This window comes from Serratia sp. CY56464, from assembly GCF_052168435.1.
Classification (GTDB): Bacteria; Pseudomonadota; Gammaproteobacteria; order Enterobacterales; family Enterobacteriaceae; genus Serratia; species Serratia marcescens.
On record NZ_JBJNMV010000002.1, the window covers coordinates 520,384 to 536,558 of the forward strand.

The 16,175-nt window shown below is 58.4% G+C and carries 15 protein-coding genes and 5 tRNA genes; 17 read left to right on the top strand and 3 right to left on the bottom strand.

Going from position 1 to position 16,175, the window contains the following annotated elements; translation table 11 throughout:
* Window positions 1-43 precede the first annotated feature (43 nt).
* The 3 genes from ACJ8KE_RS16025 (at window position 44) to chbG (ending at window position 3,203) form a co-directional block, all read left to right on the top strand.
* Window positions 44-1,429, top strand: coding sequence for a glycoside hydrolase family 1 protein (locus tag ACJ8KE_RS16025; RefSeq protein WP_261460039.1), 1,386 nt, complete (start codon window positions 44-46; stop codon window positions 1,427-1,429).
* Window positions 1,430-1,444: 15 nt separating this feature from the next.
* Window positions 1,445-2,293 (top strand): transcriptional regulator ChbR, encoded by an 849-nt coding sequence (gene chbR / locus ACJ8KE_RS16030; RefSeq protein WP_016929032.1) that lies wholly within the window; start codon window positions 1,445-1,447, stop codon window positions 2,291-2,293.
* Between the two features lie 148 nt (window positions 2,294-2,441).
* On the top strand, window positions 2,442-3,203 hold the full coding sequence (chbG, locus tag ACJ8KE_RS16035; RefSeq protein ID WP_079450104.1) for a chitin disaccharide deacetylase: 762 nt from the start codon (window positions 2,442-2,444) through the stop codon (window positions 3,201-3,203).
* 9 nt (window positions 3,204-3,212) lie between these two features.
* Here chbG and ACJ8KE_RS16040 read toward each other — a convergent pair whose 3' ends face one another.
* Window positions 3,213-4,592: an MFS transporter gene (locus tag ACJ8KE_RS16040; RefSeq protein ID WP_033641286.1), complete on the bottom strand. Its 1,380-nt coding sequence runs from the start codon at window positions 4,590-4,592 to the stop codon at window positions 3,213-3,215.
* A 240-nt stretch (window positions 4,593-4,832) separates the two neighbouring features.
* On the opposite strand from ACJ8KE_RS16040, the gene pncC reads away from it, so the two are divergent.
* The 3 genes from pncC to recX all read left to right on the top strand — a co-directional run bounded on the left by pncC (window position 4,833) and on the right by recX (window position 7,070).
* The gene (gene pncC / locus ACJ8KE_RS16045; protein WP_048794685.1) at window positions 4,833-5,321 is read left to right on the top strand and encodes a nicotinamide-nucleotide amidase; all 489 of its coding nucleotides are present in this window, start codon (window positions 4,833-4,835) and stop codon (window positions 5,319-5,321) included.
* Window positions 5,322-5,432: 111 nt separating this feature from the next.
* Window positions 5,433-6,497: a recombinase RecA gene (recA, locus tag ACJ8KE_RS16050; protein WP_004932541.1), complete on the top strand. Its 1,065-nt coding sequence runs from the start codon at window positions 5,433-5,435 to the stop codon at window positions 6,495-6,497.
* 60 nt (window positions 6,498-6,557) lie between these two features.
* Entirely contained in the window at window positions 6,558-7,070 is a 513-nt protein-coding gene (gene recX, locus ACJ8KE_RS16055; protein ID WP_028127836.1) for a recombination regulator RecX, read from the top strand.
* Between the two features lie 40 nt (window positions 7,071-7,110).
* Here the strand turns inward: recX and ACJ8KE_RS16060 are convergent, their stop codons facing one another.
* The gene (locus tag ACJ8KE_RS16060) at window positions 7,111-7,254 is read right to left on the bottom strand and encodes a hypothetical protein (RefSeq protein WP_162180460.1); all 144 of its coding nucleotides are present in this window, start codon (window positions 7,252-7,254) and stop codon (window positions 7,111-7,113) included.
* Here ACJ8KE_RS16060 and alaS point away from each other — a divergent pair.
* The 11 genes from alaS (at window position 7,204) to luxS (ending at window position 14,805) form a co-directional block, all read left to right on the top strand.
* Window positions 7,204-9,831 (top strand): alanine--tRNA ligase, encoded by a 2,628-nt coding sequence (alaS, locus tag ACJ8KE_RS16065; RefSeq protein WP_261420172.1) that lies wholly within the window; start codon window positions 7,204-7,206, stop codon window positions 9,829-9,831. The two genes, ACJ8KE_RS16060 and alaS, sit on opposite strands and share 51 nt — an antisense overlap.
* Before the next feature lie 252 nt (window positions 9,832-10,083).
* Window positions 10,084-10,269, top strand: a complete 186-nt coding sequence (gene csrA / locus ACJ8KE_RS16070) for a carbon storage regulator CsrA (protein ID WP_004091602.1) — start codon at window positions 10,084-10,086, stop codon at window positions 10,267-10,269.
* A 310-nt stretch (window positions 10,270-10,579) separates the two neighbouring features.
* Window positions 10,580-10,672, top strand: a tRNA-Ser gene (locus tag ACJ8KE_RS16075).
* Window positions 10,673-10,675: 3 nt separating this feature from the next.
* Window positions 10,676-10,752: transfer RNA gene (locus ACJ8KE_RS16080), tRNA-Arg, on the top strand.
* A 61-nt stretch (window positions 10,753-10,813) separates the two neighbouring features.
* Window positions 10,814-10,890: transfer RNA gene (locus ACJ8KE_RS16085), tRNA-Arg, on the top strand.
* 52 nt (window positions 10,891-10,942) lie between these two features.
* A tRNA-Arg gene (locus ACJ8KE_RS16090) sits at window positions 10,943-11,019 on the top strand.
* Between the two features lie 75 nt (window positions 11,020-11,094).
* A tRNA-Arg gene (locus ACJ8KE_RS16095) sits at window positions 11,095-11,171 on the top strand.
* 315 nt (window positions 11,172-11,486) lie between these two features.
* Complete coding sequence (yqaB, locus tag ACJ8KE_RS16100) at window positions 11,487-12,053, top strand: fructose-1-phosphate/6-phosphogluconate phosphatase (RefSeq protein WP_042783715.1); 567 nt, start codon at window positions 11,487-11,489, stop codon at window positions 12,051-12,053.
* The gene (locus ACJ8KE_RS16105) at window positions 12,050-12,478 is read left to right on the top strand and encodes a YqaA family protein (RefSeq protein WP_004932520.1); all 429 of its coding nucleotides are present in this window, start codon (window positions 12,050-12,052) and stop codon (window positions 12,476-12,478) included. Before yqaB ends, ACJ8KE_RS16105 begins: the two co-directional genes overlap by 4 nt.
* An 82-nt stretch (window positions 12,479-12,560) precedes the next feature.
* On the top strand, window positions 12,561-14,123 hold the full coding sequence (gene gshA / locus ACJ8KE_RS16110) for a glutamate--cysteine ligase (RefSeq protein WP_033641909.1): 1,563 nt from the start codon (window positions 12,561-12,563) through the stop codon (window positions 14,121-14,123).
* 166 nt (window positions 14,124-14,289) lie between these two features.
* Window positions 14,290-14,805: an S-ribosylhomocysteine lyase gene (gene luxS / locus ACJ8KE_RS16115; protein WP_033641910.1), complete on the top strand. Its 516-nt coding sequence runs from the start codon at window positions 14,290-14,292 to the stop codon at window positions 14,803-14,805.
* 65 nt (window positions 14,806-14,870) lie between these two features.
* Here luxS and ACJ8KE_RS16120 read toward each other — a convergent pair whose 3' ends face one another.
* The gene (locus ACJ8KE_RS16120) at window positions 14,871-16,160 is read right to left on the bottom strand and encodes an HlyC/CorC family transporter (protein WP_442517312.1); all 1,290 of its coding nucleotides are present in this window, start codon (window positions 16,158-16,160) and stop codon (window positions 14,871-14,873) included.
* Window positions 16,161-16,175 lie beyond the last annotated feature (15 nt).

A 16,175-nucleotide genomic window follows, 5' to 3' on the forward strand; every position in this document is an offset into this window, starting at 1 on the left:
CTGTGGAACGGGGCGGCGCGGCCGCCCCGCGAGGGACGCGAGTATGGAATATCAATTTGCCGACGGGTTCTGGTGGGGCAGCGCCACCTCCGCGCCGCAGTCTGAAGGGGCGGCCGCGCGGGACGGCAAGAGTCGCAACATCTTCGACTATTGGTACGAGATCGCGCCCGAGCGCTTTCACGGACGGGTGGGGCCGACCGAGGCCTCGACCTTTTATGACCATTTCCGCACCGATATCGGGCTGCTCAAAACGCTGGGCCATAATACTTTCAGAACCTCGATCTCGTGGTCGCGGCTGATCCCGGACGGCGACGGTGAAGTGAACCCGCAGGCGGTGGCGTTCTATAACGCGATGATCGACGAGCTGCTGGCGCAGGGCATCACCCCGTTTATCAATCTCTATCACTTCGATATGCCGCTGTGCATGCAACAGCGCGGCGGTTGGGAAAGCCGGGCGGTGGTCGAAGCCTATGCGCGTTACGCCGATACCTGTTTCGGCCTGTTTGGCGATCGGGTCACCCACTGGTTCACCTTCAACGAGCCGATCGTGCCGGTGGAAGCCGGTTACCTGAATGACCTGCACTACCCTTGCGTGGTGGACTTCAAACGGGCGGTCACCGTGGCGTATCACAGCGTACTGGCGCACGCCATGGCGGTGCAGCGTTTCAGAGCGCGGAGGCTGCCGGGGAGCATCGGCATCATTCTGAATCTGAGCCCGACCTATCCGCGCTCCGACGCGCCGGAGGATCGGCAGGCCGCACACGACGCCGATCTGCTGCTCAACCGCAGTTTCCTCGATCCGGTCGCCAAAGGGCGTTACCCGGCCGCATTGCTGCACCTGTTGGAGCGACATGGGCTGATGCCCTACTGCGAACCGCAGGACGCGCAGCTGATCGAAGGCGGCGTGGTGGATATCCTTGGCGTCAACTATTACCAGCCGCGCAGGGTGCAGGCGAAAGCGGGACGGCGCGCCGAGGGGCCGATCGCATCGCCGGAGGATTTGTTCAGTTACTATGCAATGCCGGGCCGCAAAATCAATCCGCACCGCGGCTGGGAGATCTACGAGAAGGGGCTGTACGACATCCTGATGGATCTGAAAGAGAACTACGGCAATCTGCCCTGTTATATTTCGGAAAATGGTATGGGCGTCGAGGGCGAAGAGGCGTTTATCGGCGCCGATGGGCGGGTGGAGGACGATTACCGCATCGACTTTATTCGCGAGCACCTGAAGTGGCTGCACCACGCGCTGGCGGAAGGCTCGCAGTGCAAAGGCTATCATCTGTGGACCTTTATCGACTGCTGGTCCTGGCTGAACGCCTACAAGAATCGTTATGGGCTGGTGCGGCTGGATCGGGCGGATCAGCGGCGCACCATTAAAAAAAGCGGTTACTGGTTTGCCGAGGCGGCCAGACGCAACGGATTTGACTAACGGGAGGCCGGCGCTGTGTCCGATAACCGAATTTCGCTGAGTGCCAACGACGTGAAGCTGATTCGCGAGCAGGATTTCTTTAACTGCAAAGACTTTCACCTGTTCATCTACAACAAGGTGGAAAGCGCCACCGGGCTGCATCAGCACGACTATTACGAGTTCACCATCGTGCTGAGCGGCAAATGCTATCAGGAGATCAACGGCAAGCGGGTGCTGCTGGAACGCGGGGATTTCGTCTTTATCCCTATCGGTTCCTACCACCAGAGCTTTTACGAGTTCGGCGCGACGAAAATTTTCAACGTGGCGGTCAGCAAAGCGTTTTTTGAAGAGCATTACTTGCAACAGTTGCCGCGCTGCTTTGTCGCCTCGCAGGCTTACAGCCTGAGAAGCGAGTTTTTGGCCTATATCGAATCGGTGGTGAGTTCCCCGCAGTTTCGTGAGGACGACTTCGCCGAATTCCTCGAAACATTGACCTTCTACGTGATCAGCCGCATCCGACATTATAAAGAAGAAAACGACGGCGGCGATGATATCCCGCAGTGGCTGAAGAACACCCTGGCCGGCATGCATGACAAGGCGATGTTCGGCGAAAAGGCGTTGGCGAACATGGTGGCGCTGTCGGGGAAAACCCAGGAGTACCTGACCCGGGCGATGCGGCGTTACTACCATAAAACGCCGATGCAGGTGATCAATGAGATCCGCATCAACTTCGCCAAGACGCAGCTGGAGGTCACCAACTATTCGGTTTCCGATATCGCCTTCGATTCCGGCTATGGCGACGTCAGCCTGTTCATTAAAAACTTCAAGCGGCTCACCGACGTGACCCCGGGCAATTACCGAAAAAAGTGTTACGGCCCTCTTTAGGGCCGCTCCCGATCAGTATCAACGCCGATATGCCGATGAGCTTCAGGGCGCCGGTCGGTTAATCATTTGATTTTTACCTTAACGAGGGGGAATGCCGCGCCGAGCGGTCGGCCTTCCCTTGCCAAAAATCTATCCCGCGGGAGCCTCTATGGAAAAACTACTGATCGTAAATGCCGACGATTTCGGCCTGAGCAAAGGGCAGAACTATGGCGTCATCGAGGCGTATCAGCATGGCGTCGTTTCCTCCACCACGGCGATGGTGAACGGCGGCGGCGCGCAGCACGCGGCGGCGCTCAGCCGGCAATATCCGGGGTTGCCGATCGGGCTGCATTTCGTTTTGACCCATGGCAAGCCGCTGGGCGCCATGCCTTCGTTGGTCAACGAACATGGCGAACTGGGCAAATGGCTGTGGCGCCGCGCCGAGGCCGGCGAGCTGTCGCTGGACGAAATTCACGAGGAGCTGCAGCGCCAGTTCGCGCGGTTTGTGACGCTGTTCGGCCGCCCGCCGACGCATATCGACAGTCATCACCATGTGCATATGCAGCCGCAAATTTATCCGTTGGTGGAGGCGTTCGCGCAAGCGCAGGGTCTGCCGTTGCGTCTCGATCGCGAAGAGGCGAAACGGCGCGAACTGGCGTTGCAGACTCCCTGCAGCACCGACGCGTTTGACGCGGGATTCTACGGTGAAATGATTTCCGAAGCCTTGTTCTTGCAGCGGTTGGCGCGCGCCGACGAGCAGGGCGCAGAGTCATTGGAAATGATGTGCCACCCGGCGTTCCTCGACGCGACGATCCTGCAGAGCAAATACTGCCACCCGCGCCTCGTCGAGCTGGATGTGTTGACCGCGCCGACGCTGAAAGCGGCGATCGCCGAACGCGGTTTTATGCTGGGCTCTTTCCGGGATCTGTAACGCAGTCATTTACAGCATGGCGTGCGCCTTTTTCAGACCGGTGTCTTCTTCAGGATCGGCGCCTTGAGGCAAGGGCTCCGCCTCTTGTGCTTCAGGCTGTGGCTCGTCGACCTCGGGCGCCGCTTCCGGCGGCGGCATGGTGTCGTGAATGATCTGCTCATCGAAGGTCGGATTGAGCGCCGGCGACAGCGGCGAGCTGGCGAGGCTGTCTGGCAGCGGGATGTGGGGCACCGGCGCGTCCTGCGCCAGCTGCGGTTCTTCCGCTTTCGCCGTGCGGCTGAGGGCCGCCAGCAGCACGCCGCACAGGGCGAAAAAGGCGTACAGGATATTGCCGCCCAGCGGTTCGATCAGCGCGCCGACCGCCAATGGCCCGATGCTGGCGCCGACGCCGAACGCCATCAGCAGACAGGCGGCCAGCGAGACGCGACGTTCCGGCTCGATCAGATCGTTGGCCAGCGCCACCGCCAGCGGGTAGAGCGTAAATTGCAACATGCTGACGACGAACCCGACCGCCAGCAGCAGCGGGAAATCGATGTGCGGCAGTAGCGCCAGCGGCAGCGCCGCCACGATCAGCAAAATGGCGTTGAGGCGCATCAGCAACGGGCGATTATAGCGATCCGACAGCCAACTGAGCGGGAACTGCGCGATCAGCCCGGCGAAGATGGCCAGCGCCATGAACAGGCCTGTTTGCTGAGTGGTTAAGGATTGCAGGCTGGCGTAGACCGGCGCCAGGCCGTAAAACGAGCCCACCACCATGCCGATCACCAGCGTGGTGGCCAGCACCTTGGGAATGGCGCCGACAAAGTAACGCAGCTCCATCGGGGCCGGCGACATGTGGCGCGCATTGGTGCGGGTGGTAAGCGCGATCGGCACCAGACAAAGCGCGAAGCACAGCGCGATCACCAGCAGCGTGGTGATGCCCAGGTTGCTCTGCAGCATCAGCACGATCTGGCCCAGCGACATGCCAAGATAGGTCGCCGCCATATAGAAGCCGAACACCATGCCGCGCTGGTTGGATTCCGCCTGGTCGTTCAGCCAGCTTTCCAGCACCATATACTGGCACATCATGCACAACCCGATCACCAGACGCAGCGCAACCCAGGCGGGAATGAACGCCGTCAGGCCGTGCCCCAGCACCGCAGCGGTGATGATGCCGGCGCAGGCCACGTAGGCGCGGATATGCCCGACGCGGGCGATGAGAAAGTGGCCGACCTTGCCGCCGATCACCAACCCGATGTAGTTGGCGGCGATGATGGCGCCGATCAGCGCGCTGCTGACGTGGATGGAGGTCAGCCGCAGCGAGACGTAGGTGGTGAGCAGGCCCGAGCCCAACAGCAGCAGCAGGGTGGTGGTGTACAACGGCAAGAATACGCCCAACGTTTTTTTCACGCTATCATCCTAATCTCTTCTGGTGCGCCCTGAGGCCGCCGCAGCGTGCCGCCTCCGTGATGTTCCTTGTGCTGGTGCGCCGCCGCTCGATGGGGCGCTTCTTTTGATACTAGCAGCTTGGCCGGGCGCTTAAAACCGCACCTCCTGCGAGACGCTGCGCATTTCCACGCGCCAGCCGCTGCAGCGCCTTGATAAATGCTACTATCGGGCGCATATATCTGAATTCGCAAGGGAGGGGTTATGAGTGAAAACCAACTGCGCCGGCTCAGCGTGCTGGCAGGGGAGAAACTGAAGGCTCAGGGCCGCTGGATCACCTGCGCGGAATCCTGCACCGGCGGCGGCATCGCCAAGGCCATTACCGATATCGCCGGCAGCTCCGCCTATTTCGATCGCGGTTTCGTCACCTACAGCAATGCGGCGAAACATGATCTGCTGGGGGTGAGCGAAGCGACGTTGGCGGCGCACGGCGCGGTCAGCGAAGAGGTGGTGCGCGAGATGGCCATAGGGGCGCTGCGGGCGGCGCAGGCCGATCTGGCGCTGTCGGTGAGCGGCATCGCCGGCCCGGACGGCGGCAGCGCGGAAAAGCCGGTCGGCACCGTGTGGTTCGGCTTCGCCGGCAGCGATGGCCGGGGGCTGTCGCGCAAGATGCAATTCGAGGGCGACCGCGACGCGGTGCGGCTGCAGGCGACGATTTTCGCGCTGCAAACCGCCATCGACGAATTTTTGTAAATTAGGCTTGATACTGTATGACCATACAGTATAATTAGTGACATTTCCTGCACAACATACATTCAGTGGCAGTGTGGGGTAACACCGGCATTGCGAAACGAAGGAGCAAAAATGGCTATTGATGAGAACAAGCAAAAGGCGTTAGCTGCGGCACTGGGCCAGATTGAGAAACAGTTCGGCAAAGGCTCCATCATGCGCCTGGGTGAAGACCGCTCCATGGACGTGGAAACGATCTCCACCGGCTCACTGTCACTCGATATCGCTCTGGGCGCCGGCGGCCTGCCAATGGGCCGCATCGTCGAAATTTACGGCCCGGAATCCTCCGGTAAAACCACTCTGACGCTGCAGGTGATCGCCGCCGCGCAGCGCGAAGGCAAAACCTGTGCGTTCATCGATGCCGAGCACGCGCTGGATCCTATCTATGCGAAAAAGCTGGGCGTCGATATCGACAACCTGCTGTGCTCCCAGCCGGACACCGGCGAGCAGGCGCTGGAAATCTGTGATGCGCTGACCCGCTCCGGCGCGGTTGACGTCATCATCGTCGACTCCGTGGCGGCGCTGACGCCGAAGGCGGAAATCGAAGGTGAAATCGGCGATTCGCACATGGGGTTGGCGGCGCGCATGATGAGCCAGGCGATGCGTAAGCTGGCCGGCAACCTGAAAAACGCTAATACTCTGCTGATCTTCATCAACCAGATCCGTATGAAAATTGGTGTGATGTTCGGCAACCCGGAAACCACGACCGGCGGTAACGCCCTGAAGTTCTACGCTTCGGTGCGTCTGGATATCCGTCGTATCGGCGCCATCAAAGAAGGCGACGAAGTGGTGGGCAGCGAAACCCGCGTGAAAGTGGTGAAGAACAAAATCGCTGCGCCGTTCAAACAGGCTGAGTTCCAAATCATGTACGGCGAAGGCATCAACAGCCGTGGCGAACTGGTCGATCTGGGCGTGAAGCACAAGATGATCGAAAAAGCCGGCGCCTGGTACAGCTATAACGGCGAGAAGATCGGTCAGGGCAAGGCGAATGCCTGTAACTTCCTGAAAGAAAACCCGGCTATCGCCGCCGAGCTGGATAAGAAGCTGCGCGACCTGCTGCTGCACAGCGGCGGTGAGCTGGTGGCTGCCTCCGGTGACGACTTCGAAGATGACGAAGCGGAAACCAGCGAGCAGTTCTAATCGCTGAAGATGTGCGCCGCCGTTTATGTGGCGCATATCCTCTGAATTCAGGCTTGAATGATGAATGACTTGCTAAGCCGCGCCATGCGCCTGCTGTCGCAACGCGATCATAGTGAAGCTGAACTGCGCCGCAAACTTGCGGCGCAGCCGTTTGTGGCGAAAGCCCGGTTTGGCGGCAAGGGGCCGCATGCGCCGACATCGCCGACGGTGGCCGAAGAGCCGGTGGATCCTGCGCTGATCGATCAGGTTATCGTCTACTGTTACCAGCACAACTGGCTGGACGATAAGCGTTTCGCCCACAGCTACATCGGCAGCCGCAGCCGCAAAGGTTATGGCGCGCAGCGCATCCGCAGCGAACTGATGCAAAAGGGCGTGGATAAAGCGCTGGTGCAGGACGCGCTGGCGGAATGCGATATCGACTGGTGCGAGCAGGCGAAACAGGTGGCGCAGCGAAAATTTGGCGATGCGTTGCCAACTGACTGGAAAGAGAAAGCCAAAGTGCAGCGTTATCTGCTCTATCGCGGCTTCTTCCAGGAAGAAATTCAGTCAATTTACCGTGATTTTGCGCAATGAGCGCACACGGGGTTTTACTTCCCTCTGAAGAAAATTTATCTTATCCCCACTTTTTGTTCGTGAGCTGGTTGTCATCGTCGGGATGACGCGCCACCGGCTCACGTGTCGTTATTCTAGCCTTTCCAGGAAAATTATGAGCAAGAGCACCGCTGAGATCCGTCAAGCGTTTCTCGATTTCTTTCATAGTAAGGGTCATCAGGTTGTAGCAAGCAGCTCCCTGGTGCCTAACAATGATCCGACATTGCTGTTTACCAATGCCGGCATGAACCAATTTAAGGATGTTTTCCTGGGGCTCGACAAACGCGCCTATTCCCGCGCCACCACCTCGCAGCGCTGCGTGCGCGCAGGCGGCAAGCATAACGACCTGGAAAACGTCGGTTATACCGCTCGTCACCACACCTTCTTTGAAATGCTGGGCAACTTCAGCTTCGGCGATTACTTCAAGCACGACGCGATCAGCTACGCGTGGGAACTGCTGACCGGTGAAAACTGGTTCAACCTGCCGAAAGAGAGACTGTGGGTCACCGTGTATGAAACCGATGACGAAGCGTTCGACATCTGGCAGAAGCAAATCGGCGTACCGACGGAGCGCATTATCCGCATCGGCGACAACAAGGGCGCGCCTTTCGCTTCCGATAACTTCTGGCAGATGGGCGACACCGGTCCATGCGGCCCGTGCACCGAGATTTTCTACGATCACGGCGATCACATCTGGGGCGGCCCTCCAGGCAGCCCGGAAGAAGACGGCGACCGTTACATCGAGATCTGGAACATCGTTTTCATGCAGTTCAACCGTCAGTCCGACGGCACCATGCTGCCGCTGCCGAAACCTTCGGTGGATACCGGCATGGGTCTGGAACGCATCGCGGCGGTGTTGCAGCATGTGAACTCCAACTATGAGATCGACCTGTTCCGCACCCTGATCGCCGCCGTGGCGAAAGTGACCGGCGCGACCGATCTGGACAACAAATCTCTGCGCGTTATTGCCGACCACATCCGTTCCTGCGCTTTCCTGGTGTCTGACGGCGTGATCCCCTCTAACGAAAACCGCGGCTACGTGCTGCGTCGCATCATTCGTCGCGCGATCCGCCATGGCAACATGCTGGGCGCGAAAGATACCTTCTTCTACAAGCTGGTAGCGCCGCTGATCGAAGTGATGGGCCCGGCGGCCGACGAGCTGAAACGCCAGCAATCGCTGGTGGAACAGGTGCTGAAAACCGAAGAGGAGCAGTTTGCCCGCACGCTGGAGCGTGGTCTGGCGCTGCTGGACGAAGAGCTGGCCAAGCTGCAAGGCGATACTCTGGACGGCGAGACTGCTTTCCGTCTGTACGATACCTACGGTTTCCCGGTGGATCTGACCGCTGACGTCTGCCGCGAACGCGGTCTGAAAGTCGACGAAGCGGGCTTTGAAGAAGCGATGGAAGCGCAGCGTCGCCGCGCGCGCGAATCCAGCGGCTTCGGCGCCGACTACAACAGCCTGATCCGCGTGGACGGCAGCAGCCAGTTCAGCGGCTACGATCACGACGAGCAGCAGGCGACGGTCATCGCACTGTTCCGCGACGGCCAGCCTGTCGATCAGATCAACGCCGGCGAAGAGGCGGTGGTGGTGCTGGACGAGACGCCGTTCTACGGTGAATCCGGCGGCCAGGTCGGCGATAAAGGCGTGCTGAAAGCCGCCGGCGCCGAGTTTGTGGTCAACGACACCCAGAAATACGGTCAGGCTATCGGCCATCAAGGCAAGCTGGCGCAAGGTTCGCTGAAGCTGAACGATCGCGTGGACGCGCAGATCGACACTGAGCGCCGCAACAGCATCCGTCTGAACCACTCCGCGACCCACCTGCTGCACGCCGCGCTGCGCCAAACGTTGGGCGAGCACGTTGCGCAGAAAGGCTCTCTGGTTAACGACAAATACCTGCGCTTCGACTTCTCGCATTTTGAAGCGATGAAGCCGGAACAAATTCGCGCGGTGGAAGATCTGGTTAACCAGCAGGTGCGTCGTAACCTGCCGGTGCAGACCGAGCTGATGGCGTTGGAAGATGCCAAAGAGAAGGGGGCGATGGCGCTGTTCGGCGAGAAGTACGACGACAACGTGCGCGTACTGACCATGGGCGACTTCTCCACCGAGCTGTGCGGCGGCACCCACGCCAGCCGCACCGGTGATATCGGCCTGTTCCGCATTCTGAGCGAATCGGGCACCGCGGCGGGCATCCGCCGTATTGAAGCGGTGACCGGCGCTGGCGCTATCGCTACGCTGCATCAGCAAAGCGATTTGTTGCAAGACGTTGCTCAGTTGGTGAAGGGCGACAGCAACAACCTGACCGATAAAGTGCGCTCGGTGCTCGATCGTACGCGCGTGCTGGAAAAAGAACTGCAGCAGCTGAAAGATCAGCAGGCGGCGCAGGAAAGCGCTTCGCTGTCCAGCCAGGCGAAAGTGGTTAACGGCGTGAAGCTGTTGGTCAGCCAGTTGGACAATGTCGAAGCCAAAATGCTGCGCACCATGGTGGATGACCTGAAAAATCAATTGGGTTCGGCCATTATCGTGTTGGCGACGACGGCTGATGACAAAGTCAGCCTGGTCGCGGGCGTGACCAAGGATCTGACTGACCGCGTGAAAGCTGGCGAGTTGATCGGCAACGTGGCGCAGCAGGTCGGCGGCAAGGGCGGTGGTCGCCCTGATATGGCGATGGCGGGGGGGACGGATATCAACGCCCTGCCAGCGGCGTTAAACAGCGTAGAAGCCTGGGTGGCCTCAAAGCTGTGAACATAAATAAATAGCACGGACAAACGCCATAATACTTTGTTGATTATGGCGTTTTCATACTGTGCTAACACAATTTAGTTACAATTGCGGGAACAAAGTTTTTCTGGTCGGCTAAACTTACCATTATCTGAGGTGGGACCAAGTCTGCTTACACTTATTGTGGATTGCGCGGCTTACGTTTTCACCACATATGATGGATAATGACGGGGAAACTGAGAGACCCGACTCTTTTAATCTTTCAAGGAGCAAAGAATGTTAATTCTGACTCGTCGAGTTGGTGAAACCCTCATGATTGGCGATGAGGTTACGGTCACTGTGCTAGGGGTAAAAGGCAACCAGGTGCGTATTGGTGTGAACGCCCCCAAAGAGGTTTCAGTTCACCGTGAAGAAATCTATCAGCGCATTCAGGCAGAGAAGTCTCAGCAGACGACTTACTGATTCCGAAGCAGCGTCTCGTTGCCAGACGAGACGCTACTGCATCGTTTTACCCACTTCTTTCGTTCTCCCTCTTCTTTTTCGTGATTATTTTCCCGGTGAGTTTCCTGCTTTATTGCTGCAGACGTTGCGGTTGCCTGTTGATAAAACGCCCTTTTTGCCGTGAAATCGCCCATGTTGGGTGCGAATTGTGCAAACGCGCATGAGTTGGGAAAAATTGTTTGACTTAAAAGTCGGAGAAAGTAATATGTGCGCCACGCAGTGCCGATGAGCTTCTCCAAAGCAAGTTAGGCACAATTCGAAAGAAGCGTATGGTGAGGTGGCCGAGAGGCTGAAGGCGCTCCCCTGCTAAGGGAGTATGCGGTCAAAAGCTGCATCCGGGGTTCGAATCCCCGCCTCACCGCCATTTGCATCCGTAGCTCAGCTGGATAGAGTACTCGGCTACGAACCGAGCGGTCGGAGGTTCGAATCCTCCCGGATGCACCATATTTTGCAGTATGGTGGGGTAGTAACAACGTACCATACGGTATCAAAAAAGAATTCCTGTGCATCCGTAGCTCAGCTGGATAGAGTACTCGGCTACGAACCGAGCGGTCGGAGGTTCGAATCCTCCCGGATGCACCATTCTTCAAGTCTGGCTTTATTAGCAAAGCCGGCATGCGGTAAAAATAGTAATGCATCCGTAGCTCAGCTGGATAGAGTACTCGGCTACGAACCGAGCGGTCGGAGGTTCGAATCCTCCCGGATGCACCATCTAAGAGAAGCCCGCCTTAGCGGGTTTTTGCTTTTCTGTTATTCGTGAAACAGGCAAGCGGCAAAAACAGTCATGCATCCGTAGCTCAGCTGGATAGAGTACTCGGCTACGAACCGAGCGGTCGGAGGTTCGAATCCTCCCGGATGCACCATGTTTAACCTCCCGTATCGCGAAGAGAAATCGTCATGCGGGTGGTAAAAAGAAAGTGTCCTTGGGGAGGATAACGTTGCTTTAGCAACGGCCCGCAGGGTGAGGCGTTGGCGCCGAATCATCCTCCCGGATGCACCATCTAAGAGAAACCCGCTTTGGCGGGTTTTTCGCTTTTCAGCATTTAGCCATTCTCTCTTCACCCCTTTCCTTCTTTGCATCCGGTCGATCACAGCACATTCCGCTATGACGCAGTCAGCGACAACCCAACGGCTTTACGCTAAAGTAGTTTTCTTTCCTCAACGATCATGGAGTAACGATGTACGACCGCTATCAGGGTCTTATTTTCGACATGGACGGCACGATTCTGGACACTGAGTCAACGCACCGTAAAGCGTGGCGCGAAGTGCTGTCCCGTTATGGCATGACGTTTGATGAAGCGGCCATGGTGGCGCTGAGCGGTTCACCGACCTGGCGCATCGCTCAGGCGATTATCGCCAGCCATCAGGCCGATCTCGATCCCCATCACCTTGCGGCGGAGAAAACGCGCGCGGTGGAAGCGATGCTGCTGGATAGCGTGCGTCCATTGCCATTGATCGAGGTGGTGAAGTCCTATCACGGCCGCCGTCCGATGGCGGTCGGCACCGGCAGCGAGCACCGCATGGCGGAAATGCTGCTGCGTCATCTCGGCCTGTTCAACTGCTTCGACGCGATCGTCGGTGCGGACGACGTGCAGCGCCATAAACCGGAGCCGGATACCTTCCTGCGCTGTGCCGAACTGATCGGCGTGCCGCCGGAAAAATGCGTGGTGTTTGAAGACGCCGAGTTTGGCATTCAGGCGGCGAAAAATGCCGGCATGGCTGTGGTAGACGTTCGTACGCTGTGAGTAGTACGCTAGCCGTAATATCGTTATTTGGCAGCAGCTTCCTCAGTGCGACGCTGCTGCCGGGAAATTCAGAAATCGTTCTGGTCGCCTTGCTGACCCAGAGTCGCGTCTCGCCGGAGTTGCTGGTGCTGGCCGCGACCCTGGGCAACACTCTTGGCGGGTTGACCAATGTCATTATCGGGCGCCTGTTACCGGCGTTGAAACCACAGCGGGGGCTGGCAACGGCGCTCGGGTGGCTGCAACGCTTTGGCCCGGCTGCGCTGTTGCTTAGCTGGGTGCCGGTGGTGGGCGATTTGTTGTGCGTGTTGGCAGGTTGGCTGCGCATGCCCTGGGGCTCTGTCGCGCTGTTTCTGTGTATCGGAAAGGCGCTGCGTTACATCGTTTTGGCTATGATAACGGTACAGGGCATCGCCTGGTGGCAGTAACCAAGTGAATATAACTCAATATTCTCTCGGATGCGGATTCAGTATGCTTACGAGTTATTGTTTTTAGAAGCGGGAGGTCAATTTGATCCCGGACGTATCACAGGCGCTTTCTTGGTTGGAAGCCCATCCCCAGGCATTAAAAGGCATTCGTCGCGGCATCGAGCGTGAAACGCTGCGAGTCACGCCGAACGGCACCTTGGCGACCACCGGGCATCCGGAAAAGCTGGGGGCGGCATTGACGCACCACTGGATCACCACGGATTTCGCCGAGGCGCTGTTAGAGTTCATTACGCCGGTTGATGACAATATCGATCACTTGCTGACGTTCCTGCGCGATATTCATCGCTACGTGGCGCGCAACATTGGCGATGAGCGCATGTGGCCGCTCAGCATGCCGTGCTTTATCGAAGCCGAGCAGGACATCGAGCTGGCGCAGTTCGGTTCGTCGAACATTGGCCGCATGAAGACGCTGTACCGTGAAGGGCTGAAGAATCGCTATGGCGCGCTGATGCAGACCATTTCCGGCGTGCACTACAACTTCTCGCTGCCGCTGGAATTTTGGCAGGCCTGGGCCGGCGTGCAGGACGCAGAAAGCGGTAAAGAGCAGATCTCGGCCGGTTATTTCCGCCTGATCCGCAACTATTACCGTTTCGGCTGGGTGATCCCGTATCTGTTCGGCGCATCGCCGGCCATTTGTTCTTCGTTCCTCAAAGGGCGCGAGACCAATCTGCCGTTCGAGCGCACCGAGCAGGGGATGTGCTACCTGCCGTACGCCACTTCGTTGCGCCTGAGCGACTTGGGTTATACCAATAAATCGCAGAGTAATCTGGGCATCACCTTCAACGATCTGCACAGCTATGTGGCCGGTTTGAAGCGGGCGATCGCCACGCCTTCCGAAGAGTTCGCCAAGCTGGGCGTGAAAGAGGGCGATCGCTACCTGCAGCTGAACAGCAACGTTCTGCAAATCGAGAACGAGCTGTATGCGCCGATCCGGCCAAAGCGCGTGACCCAAAGCGGCGAGACGCCGTCGGACGCGCTGCTGCGCGGCGGTATCGAATACATTGAAGTGCGTTCGCTGGACATCAACCCATTCTCGCCGATCGGCGTGGATGCGGTGCAGGCGCGTTTCCTGGATCTGTTCCTGGTGTGGTGCGCGCTGGCGGATGCACCGGAGATGAGCAGCGATGAGCTGCTGTGCACGCGCAAGAACTGGAACCGGGTGATCCTCGAAGGGCGCAAGCCGGGCCAGACCATCGGCATCGGCTGTGGCGCCAGCCATGAGCCGCTGGAGAAAGTCGGCAAGGCGCTGTTCGCCGATCTGCGCCGGGTGGCGGAAGTGCTGGACGGCGAAGCCGGCGATCGTCAATACCAGCAGGTGTGCGATGAGCTGGTCGCCGCGTTTGACGATCCCGAGTTGACCTTCTCCGCGCGCATTCTCAAGGCCATGAAGGCGGAAGGCACCGGGCGCGTCGGTTTGCAGCTGGCGGAGCAGTATCGCCAGACATTGCTGGAAGAACCGTTGGAAATCCTGAACGAAGCCGAGCTGGATAAAGAGCGAGAAGCCTCGTGGCAGCGTCAACGCGACATAGAAGCCAATGATACGCTAAGCTTTGAAGCGTTCCTGAAGCAAAACGGCGGAAGCTGAAAAAGAAAAAGGCCACATCAATGTGGCCAAATATGCATCTCTGATGACAGGGATGATGATAACAAATGCGCGTCTTTCACATACTCAGACTCGCAGGGTTGGAAAAGGTTTCCCGGTTAGGAAAAAAAGTTTCGAAATAAATGCTCTTTTACGAGGAGGTAGCGAAATGCCATTGCTGGATAGCTTTACCGTCGATCATACCCGTATGGCAGCTCCGGCTGTCCGCGTTGCAAAAACCATGAAAACGCCTCATGGCGATACCATCACGGTGTTTGATCTGCGCTTTTGCCGCCCGAACCTGGAAGTGATGCCCGAGCGCGGCATTCACACGCTGGAGCACCTGTTCGCCGGCTTTATGCGTGACCACCTGAACGGCCAGGGCGTGGAAATTATCGACATCTCCCCGATGGGCTGTCGCACCGGTTTCTACATGAGCCTGATCGGCGTGCCGGAAGAGCAGCGCGTTGCCGATGCCTGGAAAGCGGCGATGGCCGACGTGCTGAAAGTGACCGACCAGCGCAAGATCCCTGAGCTTAACGAGTACCAGTGCGGCACCTACCATATGCACTCGCTGGAAGAAGCGCAGGAAATCGCCAAGCACATTCTGGATCACGGCGTGGTGGTGAACCACAACGACGAGCTGGCGCTGCCGAAAGAGAAGCTGCAGGAACTGCATATCTAGTCGTGCGTGGCCCGCAAAATAAAAAAAGACGCGATTTCGCGTCTTTTTTACGTTCTGGCCGAGGGCTAATGATGGCCGACGCTGGACTGCAGCGAGGTGATCGGCGTTACCCGCACCTGTTTAATCATGTTGCCCTGCACGTCGAGGATGTCGATATCGTAATGACCGATGCGCACCCGGGTGCCGATTTCGGGGATCTCTTCCAGCTCTTCCAGCAGCATGCCGTTGACGGTACGAGCCTCGTTGGCCGGCAAGGTCCAGTTGAAGGCCTTGTTCAGCTCGCGTACGTTGGCGGTGCCGTCGATAAAGACCGAACCGTCGCTTTGCGGCGTGACTTCTTCCGCCAGCGTGGGTGACATCGAGGTGGTGAAATCGCCCACGATCTCCTCGAGGATGTCTTCCACCGTGACCAGGCCCTGAATGTCGCCGTACTCGTCGACCACGATGCCGACCTTCTCTTTGTTGCGCTGGAATTTCACCAGCTGCACGTTGAGCGGCGTGCCTTCCGGAACGAAATAGATCTCATCGGCGGCGCGCAGCAGGTTCTCTTTGTTGAACTCTTTTTTCTCGGTCATCAGGCGATAGGCTTCGCGCACGCGCAGCATGCCGATCGCATCGTCCAGCGAGCTGCGATACAGCACGATGCGGCCGTGTGGCGAGTGGGTCAGCTGGCGCATGATTGACTTCCAGTCGTCGTTGACGTCGATGCCGACGATCTCGGTGCGCGGCACCATGATGTCGTTGACCGTCACCTTTTCCAGGTCTAGCACCGAGATCAGCATGTCCTGATTGCGGCGGGAGATCTGCGACTGGGATTCACGCACGATGGTGCGCAGCTCATCCTTGCTGACGGCGTCGCTGATGCGCACGTTGGTGCGAATGCCGAACAGACGCAAGGTCAGGCTGGTGATGCCGTTGAGCAGCCAGACCAGCGGGAACATCACCTTTTGCAACGGCGCCAGCAAGACGCTGCTGGGGAAGGCGATGCGTTCCGGATAGAGCGCGGCGAAGGTTTTCGGCAGCACTTCGGCGAACAGCAGCACGGCGAAAGTCAGTATGCCGGTCGCAATCGCCACGCCCAGATCGCCATACAGCCGCATGCCGACGATGGTCGCCAGCGCCGAGGCAAGGATGTTGACCAGGTTGTTGCCGATCAGCACCAGGCCGATCAGCCGATCCGGTTTTTGCAGCAGCTTCTCCACCCGGCGCGCCGAGCGGTTGCCCTGTTTGGACAGGTGACGCAGGCGATAACGGTTGAGCGTCATCATGCCAGTTTCGGAAGCGGAGAAGTAAGCGGAGACCACGATCATGATCACCAGGATAATGATGAGGGTCCCCGTCGACACATGCTCCAATGCAGTATTCCTTAT